Source organism: Paraburkholderia sp. HD33-4 (assembly GCF_021390635.1).
GTDB lineage: Bacteria > Pseudomonadota > Gammaproteobacteria > Burkholderiales > Burkholderiaceae > Paraburkholderia.
Genome location: NZ_JAJEJS010000004.1, coordinates 286,406 through 305,982, shown reverse-complemented (window position 1 = coordinate 305,982; position 19,577 = coordinate 286,406). Strand labels below are relative to the sequence as shown.

Here is a 19,577-nt window from a genome sequence, read left to right as displayed (position 1 = left end):
CGGTAATGGAGAGAGACCAGTTTGAGCCCAAGGCACGCAGCGAGCGGTGGCTCTCAGTTGTTTGCGTAACTGCCGCGACGAGTTCTCCTTTGTCGTTGGGCTGGTAACGCATGGACGCCGTGAAGGGATGAACGTACAGGAGGTCAACGACCTCTGACTCAGCCGTGCGTGCGACCGATCTGGACGGGGCATGGCATCACGAAGCTCCATGATTGGGTCGGCATCCGGCGTGGCGCGCGTGAGTGTCACACCTCATGCGATCAAGATCTGTTTGCTTTGCGCAAGTAGATCGATGGACGTGCAAAGAGCGCGATCGCTACCCGCCTGCTCCCGCCAGTTTGCCTTCCCGGTCAGCCTTTACCCAATTGTACAGCGTCTGTTCAACCACACCCAGCGTCGTCGCCACCGCCGCCATGCTTTGCCCGGCCTTGACCAGCCGCACCGCTTCCCGCTTGAACTCCAGCGTGTACTGCGCTCGCTTTGCCTTGCTTGTCATCGTTCGTCTCCTTGCGTGAGTTTACATGCTCAGCAAGGGATTCGTTTTTCGAGGGCAAGCTCAAAGGGCTTCACGAACTGCCGCCGTGCGCGCTCCTTTCCTAATATGGGCAGCACCCAGCGACCTACGCTAGCCTTGGACAACTCCCGGTTCATCATCAAATTTTTCTAACAACGCGGGTAATCTAAGACGCTGCGGTCCGGAAAAGAAATGCATCATCTTGATCCCTGCGCGTTGCGCGTCTGCAATCGATTGGAAATGGGTCGGCGGGCAATTCCATGAGCGCGGCAAGAGCTGAACTTTGATCCCTGTCCGCACCAAAGCACGCACCAATGCACACTGATCTCGACCACCAAATCGTCTCCATTCCTCGTGCCAGCAATTGAACATGCGTTCAACTTTTTCGCTGCGCCGAAATAATAGAACCCCGCTGTTGTAGAAAGCGTGCTGAGCGAGTCCAGACCGATGCATATACGCTAGTTCTGGACGCATGCGGTCGGACCTTTCCCAGTAATAGTTGATAAAATCTCGTACTTGCGGAGATTCAAGCGAAATACAAAGCTCCGCAAAGCAAATATTTTCCCAAATATGATCGATCTTCGAGATAATCAAAATATCGGAATCCAAAAACAAAGTCACGTCAAATCCAAACTGATTGATTTGTGTCTTATACCAGCGCGGCGCGTGCTCTACTTTTATCTTTACGATCTCGCAATCGTAATCGTGTTCCGGCCAGACGGCAGCATCTGTCACCACGCGAATTGGACCCGAGTATCCGAATCGTCTAAGAAACGAGATACTCAACGCAGCCAGTGCGGCGTGCTCAGGACCAAGGGCGAGATACAAGACCCCAAATTCCGAATGTTGTGGCCACCGGACGTTAAGCTCATAACTCGCGCCGATGAGGTCGGGTCTATAGCGTCTTCGAAATTTACTGTACATAGAGGCTTCTGCCTTCACAGGTGGTCGCCACAGGGTAGGCGTGAGTTGGGGCGTAGTCAGCGTCGCCGTCCTTGACGTTGGAGAGCGTCTAATTGCCGTTCAGGAGAGAATGTCTCGCATTCGAGCGAGCTATTCCGGGAAACACTTGACGAAAATCACACCTTATGTTTGCGGGCCCGGGCGAAAGCGGCCGAGCGCCAAGCCGCCGCGCCGTTGACTGCGAATCGCTGGCCCTGTTGCTGGGTCAGTTGGGGGTGATGCGCATCGTTTTCCCGGTCCCCGTAAAGCATTGTGATGTTGATACGCCGATTTTCATAGCCTTTGCGAAATCGAAGGCCTGCCGTGACATGGAAAAGATCAGAGTTGAATATGATCGCGCGATTCTGTCGATATGGAATAACCATCGCACGCGCGTTGTTTTTGCTTAAGAAAGGGCCGAGGGTGTCCCATCTCGTATGCTGATATTGGTCAAAGCTCCATTGAATGGGAGCATCTACGTCGTAGACAACGAGACCGCCAGATTTCTCGTCGAGGTTTGCTTCGTCGGGGGTGATCCAGAAGTTCACATTTACGGCAGCAAAGTCCGCATGGGGTGAAACGTTGTCAGGAAGAGTGTTCTCGTACTTGAATCCCCACATCTGCCGTAGCGGGTATCGGTCGCCTAACACGCGAGGCAATGCCTGGCGAAGTTCCTCCGCGACCTGAAGCAATAGCGGGCAATTGAATCCTGAGTCAAAGAATGCTCCTAAGCGTCCGTGTGCGTATCGATTGGTCAGCCAAACGGTCGACTCTAGGCAGAATTGGTACAGGCTTGCCAGCGCTTCTCGGGAAAGGAAGTCGTCAAGAACCACAATACCGGGCCGATGAGCGATATATTGTCTTTCGACCGCTTGCGCATCCCAGCTATTTGACAGCGCTTGTTCGACTCGTGGCGTAGAACGAACATGCACGATACGGTTATAGACATGACCAATCGTCCGGACGTCTTCGACATCAAGAGGTGAGAAAACGGCCGATCCCCGTGCCATCAAGCGATCGATTACGTGCTGGTACTCATTGATAATTGGCCTGAACTCGTCGCCGATAACGCCAAGCTTTTGAAGGTACTCAAACTGCTCGATGTCGTGGCGTAGCTTCGGAATACTGAGAGTAACCGTTGGATGTTGGGCGGGGAGTGGGAGGCCTGCGTCCCCCGGGCAACTCGGATACCATGAGCTTCCCCAGCAGAGTTGCGCATAGATCGTTGCATATTCACCAGCAAGACTAAGGTTTTGGCTTTGCATTGCTGCAGAAATCAGACCGCGAAGCCAAGCTGCACCGTCTTCGGTGTGGACAAGTTCCTCGTGACATAGCCGAAAACCTGCATCGCTCTCGCCGATTGTGATCAGAAGCTTTGCAAGATTCCTTCGAGCGATCTGCAAGCTCGAATCGAGCAAAAGCGCCAACCGATAGCCACTTAACGCTGCAGCGATTTCGCCCCGAAGATGCAGCGTCCATGCAAGCTTCGCATGCGCCACCGCGTTGTCGGGCCTCAGCTCGATGGCTTGTCGATAGCACGCCTCCGCTTGAAAACACCTGTCTTTTGTGAGGAACGCGTCCCCCATGCTCACACACCGCTTGTCGTCTTGTATGCCTTCGCATCCGACCAAAGGCGAGCGGACCGGAGGGGCAATGGGATCACTTCTCAGGTCAGCGTTATCCCTCGACAGTTGAATCAACGAATGCTCCTCTTCGGCTGCAGCAATCGAAGCGATACGACGTAAGCGACGCGTAACGGCAGTCGATGTCACCCTGTTAGTCTTCGAAGACATCGATTGCGCCGAGTTCTTTTAGTTGAGCCGCATACTGGACGAGTTCATCGAGTACGGCCTGAACATAATCGGGTATGAAAGAGAATATGCCGTCGTCGGTTGCGCTTCCAGTAGGAGTGTCGCCTGTCGCATGGCCGGTAGCGTGCCCAGTAGGACTGCCGCCTGTCGCATGGCCGGTGGCGTGCCCAGTAGGGCTGGCACCTGTCGCATGGCCGGTGGCGTGCCCAGTAGGGCTGCCGCCTGTCGCATGGCCGGTGGCATGCCCAGTAGGGCTATCGCCAGTGGGGCTCTCAGAAATTCCTTGAGCACCGAAATCCAGAACAGGTAACAAGGTCAGCACTATCCATTCGAACGTTTCAAAGCCCGTACGCCCTTCTTTGTCAGATGCGGCGCGGAGGAGTGAAAAGACGCAGAATTTGTCACCGTGTTCAGCAAGAGCTTGCCCGAAGTCGGTGAGAAATGAGCGATGCGAAGGCGAGTCGATGCGATGCTCAATCGCATAACTGATGAGCCAGCTCCGTAATGACCTGTTGCTCAATACCGAATACAGAAGCTGGTTGGAAACAGAGGCATTTCCATACGAAAGCTCGACACCTCGAACGTATTCCGCAATAATTTTGGTGGGATCTGTAACAAATTGGTCACGTAACAAGAAGTCGCTCGCCATAGCCTTGAACAGCGAGTTCAGCCGGCGAGTCATCCCGGTTCGTTGCAAGGTCGAGCCTTCAAACCGGACTATGGATTCGGAATTAACGGCGGCTTGGTCGCTCACAATAACCTCGGAGGTTCAACGGTCACTATCCAATCGGAACGGCATTCAATATCTGAGATTTTCGACGAATAACGCGGCTCGTATTCGACCGTGCTTTGATTAGTTCCGCCTTCTCAAAAAATGAGTTCTCCACGCCGCCTTGTTAGCCGTCACGATGGCACCAAAGACCACTTTCAACAGGATAGACGCCGGCTAGCGAAGATCAAGCCCATTATATTGTTTGTTCAAGACATCGAGGGCGGTAGGAGTTCAACGCGATGTAAGCAGATATTGAGTATGTTGACTTGCCAACTGGCGGGCGCGACTTCGATTCCTGATTGAGAAGAGGGTAGAAGTCTGTCTGTATGCTTTACGGCTTGCTGGACAACCGATCGGGCGCCGTGTACCAGCAGCATGCGCAGATACCCGTTACTGCGCTTCGTAATACCGAACAGACGATCTTTGCCGCCTGATAAGTGCTGACGGGGCGTCAGGCCCGGCCATGCCGCAAACTGCCGACCGTTTGAGAACTCGGAGGCGCTTCCGGCCGCAGCGATGACGGCAGTTGCGATCATCGGTCCGACACCACGGATCTTCTCCAGACGCTGGCTTGCGGGCAATGCCTTGTACACTTTCTGGATCAGATCGTCATACCGCGCGATCTGCCTGTCGAGCAGTGCAAGTCGCTCGTACAGGTCGCGCATCATTGTTCGGGTCAGTCCCGTCACTTGTACTGCTTCCCGTGACCGTAGCGGCCAATTTGCAGCCCCAGACGTGGCGCCTCGCGGTTGTAGTTCTGCCTCAGCTTCAGGCATGCCGCGCAGCCGCCTTCACCAGGTGTTCGCGACACCGCTCGAGCAGGTGTGAATCGGTTGGATGGGCGATCGCTTTTTCCATCACTGTTGTGTCGACGATCACCCGCTTCACGCTCGCGGCCTTGATCACGCCGGCACGTTTCGCTGCTTCGATCGTCTCGGCCAGCAGCTCTTCAACGCCGGCTTTTCCCAGCCGTTTGCGCCAGCGCGTCAGGCTTGACGGGTCGATCGGCGGCTCGGTCTGCAAGTACGTTTCGCCTGTGAACACCTGCCAATACGATTCTCCACCCATTGCCAGACCACCTCTTCGTCCGACAGATCGAACGCATGCTGCAAATACAGTAGCCCCGCAATCAGACGCGGCGAGCTCGCCGGTCGACCTTTGCTGGACACGAAGCTCTCGCTCATCAACACGCCCAGCCGATCCCAGTTGATCAGCTCGGCCAACCGCACCAGCGGATGCTTCAGGTTGATCTGTTCGCGCAGCGGATGCCGGAAGAAATCTTGTTCCGGCATAGGTGTCTTCGGGCCCATCTGCACCTCGTCGAAAAATGCAGGGTTCTCGCATTAATGTGCCAGGTTCCTGCAAATCTCACAACACCATTTCGGCCTCAAAGCTCTGTCGCATAAAGCATTCCGGGTTATTCAGATGGAATGGGCACCACCCACCAAACGGCATCGGTGTGCCAAAGTTGAAGTGCGATGTTCAACTGAAGAGTGGAGGTGCCTGAAATGGATATTACCGCTGTCGGAGTTGACCTTGCCAAGCACGTTTTTCAGATCCACGCTGTCGATGCCCAAGGACATACGGTGTTGCGCAAACGTCTCAGCCGGTCCGGGATGGTGCTGTTTTTCACTCGCCTAGCGCCCTGTCTGGTCGGCATGGAGGCCTGCGGTAGCGCACATTACTGGGCACGCAGGCTGGCCTCGATGGGGCATACGGTGAAGTTGATGGCGCCGCACTTCGTCAAGCCTTACGTGAAGACGAACAAGAACGACATGAACGATGCCGAAGCCATCTGTGAAGCGGTGCAACGGCCGAACATGCGCTTCGTGGCGGTCAAGACGGTCGAGCAACAGAGCATCCTGCATTTACATGTCAGCCGGCAACTACTGGTCAAGATGCGCACCCAGGTCAGTAACCATCTGCGTGGACTGCTGGCCGAGTATGGCCTGATTCTGCCGCAGGGCATCGCTCACCTCGCCGAAATTCCGGCGCTCGCCGAAGACGCGACCAACGAACTACCCGGCGTGCTCAGGCAACTGCTGATGGACATGCTCGAACATGTCAGGGAGATCGATCGCAAGATCGACGTGATGGAAACACAGATTCGCAAGTGGCATCGGCAGAGCGACGCCAGTCAACGTCTTGCCGAAATTCCCGGGATCGGCCTGCTAACAGCCACCGCCCTGGTTGGCCACATCGGCACCAACGCGCAGGGCTTTAGCAGTGGCCGTCATCTGGCAGCCTACCTTGGCCTCGTGCCCCGACAGTATTCTTCCGGCGGCAAGCAGCGTCTCGCTCACATTAGCAAAAGGGGAGATCCGTATTTGCGCACCCTGTTGATCCACGGTGCGCGCGCTGTCGTCCGAATGTGTCAGGGACTACAGCGACGAGGACCGACCCCGATCGATCCATGGTTGGAGCATTTGCTGGTGCGCAAGCATCCAAACCAGGCCGCCGTAGCGCAAGCCAACCGGAATGCACGCATTGCATGGGCGTTGCTCGCGGGTAACCGCGCGTACCGCCCGCCAGTTACCGCAACGTGAATGAACGTATTAAATTGTTCGCAGCTCTCCTGACACAACGGTTGCACAAGGCAAGCAAGCATGATGGCGAGATAGGTCAGACCTCGGTGAGAAAAACCTGATAGTCCGCCCGGGCATCAAGCCCGATGTTCAGATGAGGATCTCACCGGCGCATTCCATCAAGGCCAGGGGCATGCCCCACAAACGGGCCGTATATAAGGATGCAACCGACCTAACCACCGGAACGCAAGCTCTCCTTGGCAAACGGGTGGTGCCCATATAAGGGCGGACTACTTCGTTTTTGGTGACGACTTTACTTCGCTCTACGCATCGGCATCCCACTGCGCCCGCTCGAGTAGGTGCTGCACGCCGTCCGGTGTTGCCTCGCCAATCCATTCGGCAAGTTGCCAGCTGTTCTTGCGTTCGACTGTGCCCAACAGCCCCTTCATATATGCCAGTGATCGCTGCCGGGGTTCAGGGCGTCTGAACAGGCGTCCGAGACGCTCATGCAATGCGTATAGTTCACGTTCCAACGCCTTCGCAATTGCCTGCATCTGCTTATACTCGCGTTGTAGTACTAATGAAATATAGCAAAAAAAATCTACGGCTGTAGTACTAAGAGACGTTAGAAAATATTGACGGCATAGATCCCCCTCCCGGGAGATCGGTAGGACTTTATGACAGCTACCCCAGACTGGCTTAAGAAATTCTGAAGGAGTGGGCGCTAACGACATAAACCGGACGCGTGACGGTTACTGACCAGTCATTTTCTATTACAGTTAGCTTTATGTCGGCACCGCTATCTAGGATAGAACTTAACAATCTTTGAAAAACATCAGAGCGAGATCTATGCTAAGACACGAAATCACGGACACTTTATCGGCTGGTCATAACCGTTAAGTTTACCTTCAGGGTCAACCGTGCACCGCGGAGTAACGGGCTGCTCTAAGCGTCGCTTCTACTACAGGCTTGCATTGTGACAATCAGCAACGAACGCTATAGGAGACGCACATGGCGAACGACATTAAGACGTTAGAAGACAAAATTGATCGGCTGACACGGACTCTTTCCGAGCTCGCCCGGATTCCTCCAGGACTCGGGCCGATCATTCATAAACCCGGATGGACTTCGATCGCTGAATCTGCGCTGTTTGAAGCTGGCATCGATGGCCTTCAGACGCATGCTGAAGCTATGACTGAGCAATGTAAGCGATTAACGGATGCAGCCAACAAAGTTGGAAATGAAAAGTCACGTTCTGAATGACTATCAACGGGAATCTGAAACTTCAGGAAACCGGAGCATCTCCCGCGATGCCCTATCGGTGTCCCGGCGGTAAAGTTCGCGACTTAATGATGGTTCATCAGAGTGTCTCGCGCGAGCCAGTATACGTCCACTACCCGACAACAAGGCTATCTCAAAACGGAGTTCTGAAATGCACCCAAACAATTTCGTGCTGAAGGGGGCGGGTGTCGAGGTTGATTACACGGTCGGCGGCACGCCTGGCGCCCCTAGTCTGGTATACAAAGACGGAGCCTTCGAGAGAGTGTTTGCACAGGCTCAAATTCAGTCAAATGACACGGATCTGGGGGAGCTTGTATCCATCCATTTAATTCCGAGCGTCGATGCCGGAGGCCAAAACTTTGGTTTCTTTCTACCGTTATTAGACATCGCTAGTGGTCAGTCTGTCGAGTTCCACACGGTCGGCATCTACGAGACCTATAGTGGTCCGTTCTCTATTCCACATAGGCCATCGACTTGGCGATGCATTGAAATGAGAGGCATTGCGCAGATTGTGCCCGTACCACTATAAGCAACCTTTGGTTTCAGCGCTGTGCACGTCTTGTGGCCCGAAAACGAAGGTGTTGTACTTGACACAACAACGAGTTTTACCCATTGGGAGAAGCACGCAACAGAGATGAAATTGACGTGCGGCGGCTGACTGATATTGACCTGTAGTTCTCGCTATGGGCACTTGTGGCCAGATTTAAGCACGTCCTCTGAAGGACTCTGCGCATCGCCAACAGGCGTAGAGAATAATCGTGAATACTGTCTCAGCGAAAGGAGCAGCTATGTCGAAGGTCAACGCGGTAATCGGCCTGAGTGGATTCCAGGCACGATCTGGCAGCTTTTATGCACGTAGAGAAAGATCGGTTGAGCTGGGTCTGCCGGACCAGTTCACGCCTGACCACATAAAGCGTATGCATCGGGACTTGGAAATTTTATGCAAGGTCGTGGGTGAACACGGCGACGAGTGGATGGAAATGCAGAACGCTGTATTAGGTTATGATTTCAATCGCGCGAGCGAGATCGCCAGTAAAATTGGACTTGACGAACACAGAATCACTCGTCAAGGGGGCGGTCTCAATTGGGTCGTTGTCGGAATAGCGATCGCGTGTGCCGTGCTACTGTCGTCTGACTCAGGCCCGAGTAGCGGAAGTGGCGGACAAGGTGGTGGAGAAAGTGGCGGAGAGGGTGGCAAAGACGCAGGGAACGATGGGCCACCACCTCCTGAACCTCGCACTACTCAGTGAGGTGGTTCGCTCGACGACCCAGTGGGTTTTGGCCAGCCCGCTGCCATGTGGCTCGCCACGTCGGGCTATTTGCAATGGCTGCAAGAAATAGGCTAAATTCGCCCAACCCCCGAAAACTGAAAATCTCCCGTTAAACCCGCGCGGACAAGGCTTCCGACGTCAGATGCACGGTGGACTGGGCGTCCTGAACGCATAGTGTCAGCCTTCCTCAACCTCCTCATCGGCCGCCGCCTGCACCATGCGGGCCCAGTACTCGGGGTCGGCCTAATACGAGCCGAGCGCATCGATGTCGACTGGCGCGCTCGCGGCGCCGAAATCCATCGCGCCGAACAGGTTGACGTGTCGCCAGGCGACTGGCGACATGCCTGCGAGGAATGCCATCGCGTCCTTGTCTCCCGCGGCCCGCTTCTGCTCGTGGACGCGTGAAAGCAAGGCCGTGTTGTAGTGGATGATGGCGTTCGCGATCGGGCGAGCGCACTCGTTCCACAATTGCTGCTCGCCATCGGTATGCACGCGCAGCTTGCCGCCGTTGACGAAGGCGACCGCGCGGCGCAGCCGGTGGTACGCTTCGCCACGGTTGAGGGCCCTTTGCACTGATTGGCGAAGATCGGCATCGTTGATGAAGCGCAGGATGTGGCCCGTACGGCAGAGGTTGTCGAGTTCCCAGAGCGCCTTTTTCGTCTGGTTCTGGCGCTTGTATCTCGAGAGCTTACGTACGATGGTGGCCTGTGAGGCCTGCTTCTGCCCGAGCGAGGCCATGATACGCTGGACGACGGGCCATTTGTGGATGATCAACTCGTCATTGACTTTACGTGAGGTTTTGACGAGCCACTTGCCGTAGTGGCCCGGTGCGTGGCGACCAACGAGGCCGCCGAGCTTCTTGTGCAAGTCGCGATAGCGCGGCGCGAATTGATAGCCGAAGGCATGCAGAATCCAGTAGTTCACCTGGTTGGTGCCGTGCGTGTCGGTCGAATGGAGTTGCGGACGGATGTCGGAAGTGTTGTTGTAGAGCAGATCGAACACGTAGTGGCTCTCGTGTTCATGAGCGCCGAAGACGGTCAGGTTGAACGGCACATGGTTGGCGACGGCGGTGTTAGCGCTGATACCTTTGTCGAGGCCGAAGTACTTCGGTGAATGGCGTGCCTGGAAGGTGTCAAACTGGGTCTCGAAGCGCTGACCATCGCTGCTTGAATGAATCTGGTCGCCGATATTGAAGAGGTGGAAAGCGGGCAGCGCTGCGGTAGCGTTGCTGATCGCGTCGTTGGCCGCATGGACAGTTTCAACGCGAAGATAGTTCCGCGCGCAACTCACGAGCGCGGCGTAACTGAGGCCCGAGATTTCGGCCATTTTGCGCAGTGCCATGTTGGTGCCCATCGCAATGATGCAGGCGAGGAGATCGCGTGGATCGGCCTCGTGTTTGACGTACCGGTCGAGCACATGCGTGAATGCCTTGAGAAATCCGGTGCTACCGGCAACGAACCAGAACAGCCGCGCGATGTCGATGCTGGGGATCTGGCCGTAGAAGGCGTGACTGACGTTCTCACCGGGCCCCGGATAGACCAGGCTCAGGCGAGGCTTGCCGCCCTGTTGCCGAACCCTGATGTAGGGATCGTCACCTTCGTTGATGTGATGGTTGACATGCTCGAGGAGGCGCTCGATGTCATCGTGAAGCCCGGCAAGCGTCTGCTCGATGGGCGCGAGCAGGACCGGCAGACCGAGCCCGTTGAGGATAGCGCTCTTGTGCCGCCAGCGTGCGTCGCTGATCAGGTCGTCTTCGAAACGGCGAAACTCGTTGCTGTCGTGACAGAAGACGTCGCCTGCCTCGAGTGCGTTGCGCGCCAGCCGGTAGACGAGAAACTCGAAGCGATCCACATCGAGCCGCTTTGCCTTGTCGGGTCCGGGGTGATAGAGATAGGGCTTGAGTGCCTTCGGGATGATCGCTGTCGGAAAGGACGATGGTTTGCATTGCCGAAGTGGGGTGCCGCTGCGCAGGCACTCTTGCAGAAAGGCGATGGCTTCGAGCAACGGCGTATCTTCGACACGGCCGGCCACTACCAGTTCGGCGAACAGATGTCGCAGATTGCGTTTGATGGCGTATGAGAGCGCGGTATAGCGTGACCACTCGAAGCTGGTCTTATCGAAGGTGACGTTGCACAGGTATTGTGAAACGATCTCAAACCGTTCGGGCGCGAGCAGCGCGAACGCTTTCTTGCGCACGCTGGCAAAGGGGGCATGATATGGAATCGACCCGTCGACGAAAAGGCGCAGGACCTCACCCGCCGCTTTCAGATGTGTGCTCGCTTCGGTGAGCGCGTTTTGCGCCGCCCCACCGGCAGCCTGCCGCGCCGTCTGCTCGTAGTGGTTGACGAGACGGATGAAGGCCTCGATCAGGCGGTCGTTGACCTGGCGAAGGCGGTGGCGGGTAAAGCACAGCAGGTACAGGCGCGCGACGCCGGGGTTCATGCGGCGCAGCTTGTAGACGGTGTAGAAAGTGACAAGCGAGGCGTAGTAGCGGATGCTGTCCGCGGAGATGCCGGTAGTGTCGAGAAACTTCTGGGCGAATGCGTAAAGCGGTGCAAAGAACGTTCTGCGTTCGGACTCCTGTTGTAGTTCCTTGTGGCTGAAGTCCTTTGGTTCGCGCTTGAGCAGCGTCACCTGATAGATCGACTCGTCGGCCTCGAGCATCGCATCGAGCTGCTGCGCGATGGACCTGGTTAGTGCGCGTTCGAGCAGCGTCGAGACGCGCTGGTGCTCCGCACCGACCACGCGGTCGACCATGTCCTGCAGGAATGAGTAGGTGGGCGCGACGACACGTTCGTGCTTCAGATACTGCAGGCATTCGCGCAGAATGAAGGCGGGCTGCATAGAATGCCTCGCGACGCGCTGTGCCCGCTTTTCGAGCTCGGCCTTCGTGGCACCCTCGCATAGCCGAAAGCCGAACAGATCAAGAATGCTGTGCTGTAGTGCGCGGCGCGTGGGTGCCGAAGGAATCTTTACGGCGGGAGGCTCTTTGTCGGGGAAGTGCCGTGCGACGATGTAGCGCAGATCATCTGCGACGGCCGGTGGATCGTAGTGGAAGAACTGGAATTTGGCCTTGAAGTACCCGAGTTGCAGGATGAGGTGGACCGCGACCGAAAGCGTGGGCGCCCTGACGAGCTGCTGTTCGGCGTTGCCGAGCTCGAAGTACGTGTGCCGGTCTTCGTCGGTAAAGAGCGGCAACGCGTACAGTTCGTCGATTTCGGCACGTGTGAGTATCGAGAGGCGGTGCGAGGCGGTCATGAGTTTATATTCTTGAACCCGCGCAGGAGGGAGTCAGGGTTTCGGTTTGCTTGAGCGTGAGCTTGCTGGCTAAGGACGGGCTTTGAGTTGCCCTTGGAGAACGCAGCACAGCCGACAGATTCAACATTCCACCGTAACCGAGGCCTCAGCGGTTTTCATTCTGCAGGAGGAGCGACGATGTCGAACGAGGAGAATCCGACCGATGCCAAAGCCCTGGCGGCTCTCGGACCAGAAAGACTGGCGACACTGCTGGCCGGAGTGGCTATGACGAACCCATGCATGGGGCGTCGGTTGCAATTTGAGCTGTCCGCACAAAAAGGCGAAAACCTTGCCGCTTCCGCTCGTCAATGGATCAGCGCGTTCGGCGCGCAAACGTCGTTTCTCGAAGCGGAGCAAGTCGGCGAACTGGCCGAGGAGCTCGACGCCATGCGGGTCACCATTACCTCGAATGTTTCCGGGGCGGCGCCGCATCTTGCGCCGGATCTGATGTGGCAGCTCTTCGCGTTGGCCGGAACAATATTTGAACGCACGACCGAAGAGGGATGGGAAATCAGCTGCGTTATTGACGAGGCCTGCTCCGATCTGGTCAAGGTAAGCGTCGACTCAGACGTCGAGCCGGTGGAATTCGCCACGAAAGTTGTCGCGGCGATCATCTCCGATCAGTACGGAGAGTACCGTGCCCTGATTCGGGCTATTGCGTCGGCTCAGCCGTGGGCACCTGCATACGTCTCTGGTTTGAAGGTCTTGCTGCAGCGATTGCTGGAGGAGCTGCCCGGACCGAATAGCGACCACAGCCGGGATTTCCAGCGTGCATTGCGGGAACTCAACTCGCTGTCTGCAACATAGTCTGGTTAGCGATTTGCGCTACTGCGTATTCCCGGAGCCTTGCCTGGTATGCGAGGGATTTTCAGTTTTCGGGGGTTGGGCGAAGATAGCCATGTACGTTTATAGGCATGCAGTCTGTCACGCCGCCAACCGTTCTCGTTGTAGTCCTCACTCAACGCTACAGGAATCAAAGATATCAATCACTAAACCCAACTTGCAAAAACGGGGAGGTCCTTATAGGCAGCTTATTGATGTCTATTACAGCAACTTGCCAGTCTGCACCCGTGGAGAGGGCCTCGCCAGCCTTTCCCCCTTCAGCGTCGGCGCTGGGCCCTACGGCGCTGGCACGAGCAAGAGCGCTCGCCGCAACAGGAGCAGCACCCCTCGGGCGGCTTCGGGACGGGCCTTGGCGGCCAGAAGGAGCCAGGCGGCAAGGTGAAGCCGAAGGGTGGCGTCGTCGGCCCGAGGGGATTAATCTCTCGATTGAGATAGACGAAATGGACAATCGCGCCTTCAACCAGGTGCTTTGTCGCGTTATAGAACGAGGAAAGATCGACGCCCAATCCATCCCCCGGCGTGACGTAGGGCGTGCGGACGGTTGGGCTCTCCAGCCAGGTGGCGCCGCCGTCCGTGCTGTATTCCATGAAGACTTGCCACGGGTCTCCGTCGATCGCAGGGAGCGTCACGCCGGGCGGTCCGGTCAGAAGTCCGTCGCTGCTGACCGAGCCCGCGATCCGCACCCTTTCCAGGTACAGGACGCCCGGGGTGAGAAAGGTCGGCGCCCAGGGGCCATAAAACGTGAACGGCATTTTTGTTCCCCCAATGTCTGGTCGGCCCCTGCGCAAACCGGCGCGGCGGCCTAAAGCTCGAGGCCCGTCTGGCGGGTGAAATCGCTACTGAACCCGTCGAGAGCGCCGTTTTGCGTCAGCGTCGAGAGCGCCGCGCGCCATTCGGCGAGCGTGCCCGTTCCCGCCGGCCCGAACCGGAATTCGATCTGTTGCTTCGTGCTGTGGTTCTGCTGTCCCCAATGCAGGATGCCCTTGATATTGGGATCGAGCGCAAGCTTCTCCGCGTAGTCGACGAACTGGATGCTGCCGAGGACGTCGGCGAGGCCCGCACACTCGATGGCGCAGGTCCGGGCAAAGGCCTCAGGTGCGATCGAGGCGTTCGACTGCTGGCAAAAGCGGAGCGAAACATAGCCTGCGACCGAAAGGCCGGATTGAAATTCCTGATCGCTCTCGAACAGCAGCAGGCGATCGACGAACGCCACGAGGTCGGGCTTCGTCGCGTCGAAAAACGATTCGAGCGACCTCACGTTCACGGTGCAGCTGACGTCTTGGTAGTTGTGCGAGTCCATGACCGCATAGCTGATCGCCGAAAAGGTCTGCTCCTTCTGTTGCGTCTCCCAGACCTTCTCCGCGATGGCGCGCCAGACGAGAATGCCCGCCGCCCTTTGGTTGGGATCTGAGGAACTGAGCAACCCGGCGCGAAGGTTGTTCAACGCCTGGCCGAGGGTCGAGCCGTCGTTCCTGAGCGAATTGAGGAACGCGGCGAGGATTGCGAGAATCGCGAGCAGGAAGGGCGCGAGGGCGAGGATCCCCGGTCCGGCCCCAGCGGCAATCGCGGCCGCCAGACCGCCGCCGATCGTCACGGCGTTGCTGCTCAGGAAATTTTCGATCTCCGTATAAATTCCGTCGACGATTCCATCCATGAAATTCGCGTCGGCGCAGGCGGCGTCGAACAGGTTGAACGACGTGACGCCGGACTCGTCGGGCGAGTAGCCAATGCTCTCGCCGGCCTCGGTGAAGCGCGGCGCGTTCAAAATGGGGTCCAGCGGAGCGGTTCCAGACGCAAAGCCGACGAGGTCGCCAACGCGTTCGGGCCGGCCGGCCGGATTGGCGCCCCCGCTCCAGTTCGTCGCGCGCAGCGGCGACTTCGGCACTGTCGACAACGGCACCGTCCAAAACCGGGTGATGCTGCAAATATGCGTCGTCCCGTTCGTCAGGGGGATGGGATTGACCACCATCTGGAGGAACCGCTGCGGGATGACGGCGCCCGAGGAGTCCGTGAAGGGTTTGATGTACAAATCGGAATTCGGGTCGGCGATCTTGGCCCGAACGTTCTCCCACGTGTCGTTCAAGAGTTCCGTTCGCAACCCGTACTGCGGTTCGACCTCGATCACCGCCGAATAGACGATTCCGAACCGGCCGACCTGGATTCGCGCGGCGCGCAGGACGTCGTCGTCGTAGATGACGTCAAAATTGCTTGGGCCGCCGTATTTCGCGTCGCCATAGAGGGCGCGGAGCTTCGTTTCGTCGGTGAATGGCGTTCGGTCCCGGTTGCTTCGCTCGATCCAATAGTGCTTGCCGCCGTCCGCGACGACGTGCAGCGCCACGACGCAATCGGCGACCGGGGGACGATCGAAATCGCCGCCGTGGGTCCCGGTCGAGAGCGCGCCGACCACGGTCTGGCCGCCAGCGCCGCCCAGCGTGTGAAAGGCCCAGGCCCCTTTGAAGGCCTGATTGCCGAATTGCTTGATCATCAGCGCGCAGAGGCTGTCCGGATTGGCGGCGTCGCCGACGTCCATCTCGGCGTACATCTGATAGATCCGCTTGCCGGACTCGAAATGGTAGAAATACGTAGGCGGGATGACGGCGATCGTCGGGGGCGGCGAATTCAGCTCGTTCAGGAATTCCGCCGACAGGCAGCCGGGAACGACTTCGTAGAGGGTGCGGCCCATCGCCGGAATGTTTTCATACCAATCGTGGGTCTCGATGAAGGTGTGGTCGCTGATGGCCGCCTCGGACAGGGCCCAATGGCTTCCGGCGGCGTGAAGTCGTTGTCCCGTCGGTCGGGTCTTGCAGATCTCGATGAGATCGGCGAGCGATTGGGGGTAGACGATCAGAGCGGCTTGCGGGACCACCGGCGTCCCGGGCTTGTCGTGCTTGCGTATCCAAGGAACGAATTGGGATTGCGGAATGCTCATCACAACCTCGCGCATTTTCCGTGACTTTGATCACTCATTGCGTTGTCGCGAACGGCGTCCGTTCCGGCACGGGATGTGTTGCCAGTGTCGATTACAACTTGACCACCTGGCTTGACACTTACGGAGACAACGCCACGTTTCACTTTTGCTCCCCTCTAGTTCTTCGGGCTGCCGAAGTATGAAAATTTCAAGATTCCGCGTGCGGACCTTATTGCCGCTCAGGAAACACACTCCCCAGCTCCCCCTATGCAACAATGCAGTCTGGGACGCATGCGCCGCGCTGACACCTAAACTTCCATGATTACATTTTGCGCAATACCTTTCATTTCAATGCATCGCCAGGTCGAGGGCCGACGGGGGATAGAATCCGGGCCACTGAAGGTCTCGTAAATGCCAACCGTGCGAAACTGGACAGTCTGATCACGAGTTGCGATGTCGACTAGCGGCAGAAAGAAACCGAAGCGTTGACCGCCTGTGTCGACGCTCAGGATAAGCGGTACGGATACAAGTTCTCCTAGACCCGTGTCATTGGACTGAATTTGAGTTGACGCAAATACTTTCTCAAAGACCCCGTCCCTATACACCAGCGAGGGGAAGCCAGGTGTGATGCCGATTGTGTAATCCACCTCGACCCCCGAACCCTTTAGCACGAACTTATTTGGGCTCATTTCAGAACTCCTCCCTTTTCGGGCGACACTCGTTGAGTGCTGGACCGATTTACTCCGCTTTTGCGAATGCTGCCGCTACCCCATCAATTGCAGCAGCAATACCGAATGCTTCGGCTATTGGCTCGCCACGGGGGACTACAGCCGCCATAACCACTCCGAACTCCGGCGGGAGTTTTGCAAAGTCGGCAATCCTCCCCTCCAGCCGCTTTATCTTCTCTTTCAACCTCCGATGTCGTGCGCCATGCTCGTGTCTAGAAACACATGCTTGCGTGCCCGAGCGCACGCACAACCCCACTCCAGCACGACCTTCGTTGACTAATTCGGGAAATCGGCGGCAAATTGCCGACGGTTCAAGGTACGCTGTTCAAGCAGTTAAGGCGCCCACATAGTTGCTCACATCGATTCGCTCTTTGCGGTTGCGCTTAATCCTATAGTAGAGTGCATGCCACCAGAAAGTGCTGCTCTATCTATATGTAATGGTAATTTGCATATGCATCTTTCTGAATTTGAGATCTTATGAATCGCGACGCTTTCGGTTTTGAGAACGAGAGCTCTTGGGATTCGGAACGTCGTGAGCATTTGTGCTGGGTCGTCGCTCCGTGCGATACGAATGAAGCAATGAAGGGCTCTGGTGCAGATAGGGTCGGCGAATCGGTTAGAGTTGTCGTAGCAAAACGAACTGATGCCCCGCGATGAGCAAGCTGAAGAGTCTGGAGGAACTGTTCGCGGGCCGTCATTTTGACCGCGATGTGATCATTCTGTGTGTTCGTTGGTACCTGCGCTACAAGCTCAGCCTGCGCGATCTGATCGAGATGATGGCCGAACGGGGTTTGTCGCTGGCTCACACGACGATCCTGTGCTGGGTGAGGCGTTACACGCCCGAGTTCGCCAAACGCTGGAACCGCTTTGCTACACCTGCGGGTCGCTCGTGGCGCGTCGACGAGACCTACCTGAAGATTCGTGGCAGGTGGGTCTACCTGTACCGTGCGGTGGATCGGGCTGGCCAGACGGTGGACTTCATGCTCAGGGCGAAGCGCGATGTGGCCGCGGCCAAAGCTTTCTTCCGCAAGGCCATCAGGCACCAGGGCCAGTCGCCGGAGACCATCACGCTCGATGGCTATGCTGCTTCGCACCGCGTGGTGCGCGAGATGAAGGCCGATGGTCTGCTTCCTGAAGACACGAAGGTCCGGTCCTCGAAATATCTGAACAACCTGATCGAACAGGACCATCGCCACATCAAATCCAGAACGAATGTGATGCTTGGCTTCAAACGGTTCAGGAGCGCCGCGAGCACGATTTCAGGGATCGAGTTGGCGGATCGCATTCGCAAGGGTCAGTTCCATCTCTCGAAGCTCGGGCTCAAGGGTGCCGCTGCGCCTGCAGTATGGAATGCTGTCCTGTCGGATCGACAAGGTATCCTCCATATAGAAAACTTCTCGACCCGCATGCATATTTGCACCAGAGCCTCGAATCGCACTAGAAGCGACCGAGGCGGAAGCAGATAGTGGGGAGGGCTGCTGTCCTCCCATTTATGCCCTTGTTCTTTTTTTTCAAAGATTCGGTAGCTGATGTTTGCCATGCAGTCGCCTTGCGACATCGCGGGCTCGCCAACATCCGAGGCACACTCAGCGCTTGTCGCTTTATGCTCGGCCAAAAAAGAGGGCCGCTTTGAGGCGACCCTAATGCGTGTACTTTCCATACTAGGCAAACAATCTTAAGGAAAGCTTAAAGATGGCTACTGTGGGGACGAAACGTGATTTTCCATGCACCGAAATGTGACATGTAATATTAATCAAATCAGCTTGCTTTCCGGTGGTTGATAACCTAATTTGAAGCACGATACATCTTATCAACTACCAATCGGCTTAGCGGATGGGAGGTTGTCATGGGTGTTTTTATCGTTGAGCTTAAAGACATCGTAGTAAAGAGATGGTTTCCTTCTATATTGCCTATCGAAGAACTATTGCTTGAGAATGGAGAGGGTTATCTAACCATTTTCGAAGAGGGTGTAATAGGGGCAGATTTTAAACTCGCCTATACCCTTCTGGTCGACAAGGCATCGGAAAGGAATCCAATGTTTATTGGAGAAGTAGTGGTTGCATGGGGGAAAGATCATCGTGGTAGAACGGTAGCCCCATCGGCACGATTGGAAGCTTATAGCTCTGGCGTACCTGCCGTCTTTCGCGCCACGGTAGGCTAGCCGTTCGCCTTAATTTTTCCCAATGACTGTTGTGCAGGAGGTTTTATGTCGTCCCAAAGTGAGCATGACTTGTCTGCACTCGACAAAGGTATGGAGGCGCTTGGCGGGACTATCCGGGAGCTTGCTGAGCAAAAGACTGTTGATGCGCTAAAGAGGATTGTTCACAAACCAGGCTGGACGTCTGTTGCCGAATACGCGCTGTTCGCCGCCAGTTTGGACGCTGTCCAACAACAGGCAGAACTATTGAAAAAGCACTGTCGCGCTCTCGTCGAGGCCGCTGAGAAAGTGGGATCGAAGTAGCGAATCGGCCAGCATACAGCCCAGCAGATTGGGGCGAATTGTCTTCTACTATCTTTAGTGGTAGACACACGCAAAGCAGTTAACTCCTCTGCACCCGCGGCGGGAGGTAAAGATGTCATCGTCTTTCAAATGCCCAAGCTCTCAGGCCGATCTCCCTGGCAGTGTCGTATTTGGGGTAGTGAATCGCGAATCGGGGGTCGCCCGCGTTGCATGGCTCACTCACG

Annotated in this window: 16 protein-coding genes and 4 pseudogenes; 8 read left to right on the top strand and 12 right to left on the bottom strand. The window is 56.6% G+C overall.

Annotation, left to right across the window (positions count from 1 at the left end; genetic code table 11):
- Positions 1-322: 322 nt before the first annotated feature.
- From L0U84_RS43295 to L0U84_RS43270, 6 genes and pseudogenes are all read right to left on the bottom strand, one after another.
- Positions 323-496: pseudogene (locus L0U84_RS43295) on the bottom strand (transposase); the annotation flags it as partial.
- Positions 497-625: 129 nt separating this feature from the next.
- Positions 626-1,342 carry a glycosyltransferase gene (locus tag L0U84_RS43290; RefSeq protein WP_233860283.1) on the bottom strand — a complete coding sequence of 239 codons (717 nt, stop codon included), beginning with the start codon at positions 1,340-1,342 and terminating at the stop codon, positions 626-628.
- Between the two features lie 251 nt (positions 1,343-1,593).
- Positions 1,594-3,156: a tetratricopeptide repeat protein gene (locus tag L0U84_RS43285; RefSeq protein WP_233860282.1), complete on the bottom strand. Its 1,563-nt coding sequence runs from the start codon at positions 3,154-3,156 to the stop codon at positions 1,594-1,596.
- A 76-nt stretch (positions 3,157-3,232) separates the two neighbouring features.
- On the bottom strand, positions 3,233-4,021 hold the full coding sequence (locus L0U84_RS43280; RefSeq protein WP_233860281.1) for a hypothetical protein: 789 nt from the start codon (positions 4,019-4,021) through the stop codon (positions 3,233-3,235).
- Between the two features lie 224 nt (positions 4,022-4,245).
- Positions 4,246-4,728: a transposase gene (locus tag L0U84_RS43275; protein ID WP_233860280.1), complete on the bottom strand. Its 483-nt coding sequence runs from the start codon at positions 4,726-4,728 to the stop codon at positions 4,246-4,248.
- Positions 4,728-5,349: pseudogene (locus L0U84_RS43270) on the bottom strand (transposase); the annotation flags it as partial. The gene L0U84_RS43275 and the pseudogene L0U84_RS43270, both read right to left, overlap by 1 nt.
- 198 nt (positions 5,350-5,547) lie before the next feature.
- On the opposite strand from L0U84_RS43270, the gene L0U84_RS43265 reads away from it, so the two are divergent.
- Positions 5,548-6,585 carry an IS110 family transposase gene (locus L0U84_RS43265; protein WP_233860279.1) on the top strand — a complete coding sequence of 346 codons (1,038 nt, stop codon included), beginning with the start codon at positions 5,548-5,550 and terminating at the stop codon, positions 6,583-6,585.
- Between the two features lie 305 nt (positions 6,586-6,890).
- Here the strand turns inward: L0U84_RS43265 and L0U84_RS43260 are convergent.
- Positions 6,891-7,118 (bottom strand): annotated as a pseudogene (locus tag L0U84_RS43260) (IS701 family transposase); the annotation flags it as partial.
- 457 nt (positions 7,119-7,575) lie between these two features.
- Here L0U84_RS43260 and L0U84_RS43255 point away from each other — a divergent pair.
- The 3 genes from L0U84_RS43255 (at position 7,576) to L0U84_RS43245 (ending at position 9,095) form a co-directional block, all read left to right on the top strand.
- Positions 7,576-7,827 (top strand): hypothetical protein, encoded by a 252-nt coding sequence (locus L0U84_RS43255; protein ID WP_233860278.1) that lies wholly within the window; start codon positions 7,576-7,578, stop codon positions 7,825-7,827.
- Between the two features lie 169 nt (positions 7,828-7,996).
- Positions 7,997-8,374, top strand: a complete 378-nt coding sequence (locus tag L0U84_RS43250; protein WP_233860277.1) for a hypothetical protein — start codon at positions 7,997-7,999, stop codon at positions 8,372-8,374.
- Between the two features lie 259 nt (positions 8,375-8,633).
- Entirely contained in the window at positions 8,634-9,095 is a 462-nt protein-coding gene (locus tag L0U84_RS43245; RefSeq protein WP_233860411.1) for a hypothetical protein, read from the top strand.
- Positions 9,096-9,359: 264 nt separating this feature from the next.
- Here the strand turns inward: L0U84_RS43245 and L0U84_RS43240 are convergent, their stop codons facing one another.
- Positions 9,360-12,374 carry a Tn3 family transposase gene (locus tag L0U84_RS43240; RefSeq protein WP_233860275.1) on the bottom strand — a complete coding sequence of 1,005 codons (3,015 nt, stop codon included), beginning with the start codon at positions 12,372-12,374 and terminating at the stop codon, positions 9,360-9,362.
- Positions 12,375-12,551: 177 nt separating this feature from the next.
- On the opposite strand from L0U84_RS43240, the gene L0U84_RS43235 reads away from it, so the two are divergent.
- Positions 12,552-13,220, top strand: a complete 669-nt coding sequence (locus L0U84_RS43235; RefSeq protein WP_233860273.1) for a DUF6880 family protein — start codon at positions 12,552-12,554, stop codon at positions 13,218-13,220.
- Between the two features lie 293 nt (positions 13,221-13,513).
- Here the strand turns inward: L0U84_RS43235 and L0U84_RS43230 are convergent, their stop codons facing one another.
- The 4 genes from L0U84_RS43230 to L0U84_RS43215 all read right to left on the bottom strand — a co-directional run bounded on the left by L0U84_RS43230 (position 13,514) and on the right by L0U84_RS43215 (position 17,076).
- Positions 13,514-14,008 (bottom strand): hypothetical protein, encoded by a 495-nt coding sequence (locus tag L0U84_RS43230; RefSeq protein WP_233860271.1) that lies wholly within the window; start codon positions 14,006-14,008, stop codon positions 13,514-13,516.
- A 50-nt stretch (positions 14,009-14,058) separates the two neighbouring features.
- Positions 14,059-16,185 (bottom strand): hypothetical protein, encoded by a 2,127-nt coding sequence (locus L0U84_RS43225; protein ID WP_233860270.1) that lies wholly within the window; start codon positions 16,183-16,185, stop codon positions 14,059-14,061.
- Between the two features lie 287 nt (positions 16,186-16,472).
- Positions 16,473-16,853 carry a hypothetical protein gene (locus L0U84_RS43220; protein WP_233860269.1) on the bottom strand — a complete coding sequence of 127 codons (381 nt, stop codon included), beginning with the start codon at positions 16,851-16,853 and terminating at the stop codon, positions 16,473-16,475.
- Between the two features lie 49 nt (positions 16,854-16,902).
- The gene (locus L0U84_RS43215; protein ID WP_233860268.1) at positions 16,903-17,076 is read right to left on the bottom strand and encodes a hypothetical protein; all 174 of its coding nucleotides are present in this window, start codon (positions 17,074-17,076) and stop codon (positions 16,903-16,905) included.
- Between the two features lie 478 nt (positions 17,077-17,554).
- On the opposite strand from L0U84_RS43215, the pseudogene L0U84_RS43210 reads away from it, so the two are divergent.
- The 3 genes and pseudogenes from L0U84_RS43210 to L0U84_RS43200 form a co-directional block, all read left to right on the top strand.
- A pseudogene (locus L0U84_RS43210) lies at positions 17,555-18,223 on the top strand (IS6 family transposase); the annotation flags it as partial.
- Between the two features lie 515 nt (positions 18,224-18,738).
- Positions 18,739-19,053 (top strand): hypothetical protein, encoded by a 315-nt coding sequence (locus L0U84_RS43205; protein WP_233860267.1) that lies wholly within the window; start codon positions 18,739-18,741, stop codon positions 19,051-19,053.
- Positions 19,054-19,098: 45 nt separating this feature from the next.
- Positions 19,099-19,353: a hypothetical protein gene (locus L0U84_RS43200; RefSeq protein WP_233860266.1), complete on the top strand. Its 255-nt coding sequence runs from the start codon at positions 19,099-19,101 to the stop codon at positions 19,351-19,353.
- Positions 19,354-19,577 lie beyond the last annotated feature (224 nt).

Bases quoted from the DNA above. Each gene is read 5' to 3' on its own strand.
- L0U84_RS43265 (WP_233860279.1), top strand. From the start codon at position 5,548: ATGGATATTACCGCTGTCGGAGTTGACCTTGCCAAGCACGTTTTTCAG.
- L0U84_RS43255 (WP_233860278.1), top strand. From the start codon at position 7,576: ATGGCGAACGACATTAAGACGTTAGAAGACAAAATTGATCGGCTGACA.
- L0U84_RS43250 (WP_233860277.1), top strand. From the start codon at position 7,997: ATGCACCCAAACAATTTCGTGCTGAAGGGGGCGGGTGTCGAGGTTGAT.
- L0U84_RS43245 (WP_233860411.1), top strand. From the start codon at position 8,634: ATGTCGAAGGTCAACGCGGTAATCGGCCTGAGTGGATTCCAGGCACGA.
- L0U84_RS43240 (WP_233860275.1), bottom strand. From the start codon at position 12,374: ATGACCGCCTCGCACCGCCTCTCGATACTCACACGTGCCGAAATCGAC.
- L0U84_RS43235 (WP_233860273.1), top strand. From the start codon at position 12,552: ATGTCGAACGAGGAGAATCCGACCGATGCCAAAGCCCTGGCGGCTCTC.
- L0U84_RS43230 (WP_233860271.1), bottom strand. From the start codon at position 14,008: ATGCCGTTCACGTTTTATGGCCCCTGGGCGCCGACCTTTCTCACCCCG.
- L0U84_RS43225 (WP_233860270.1), bottom strand. From the start codon at position 16,185: ATGAGCATTCCGCAATCCCAATTCGTTCCTTGGATACGCAAGCACGAC.
- L0U84_RS43220 (WP_233860269.1), bottom strand. From the start codon at position 16,853: ATGAGCCCAAATAAGTTCGTGCTAAAGGGTTCGGGGGTCGAGGTGGAT.
- L0U84_RS43205 (WP_233860267.1), top strand. From the start codon at position 18,739: ATGGGTGTTTTTATCGTTGAGCTTAAAGACATCGTAGTAAAGAGATGG.
- L0U84_RS43200 (WP_233860266.1), top strand. From the start codon at position 19,099: ATGTCGTCCCAAAGTGAGCATGACTTGTCTGCACTCGACAAAGGTATG.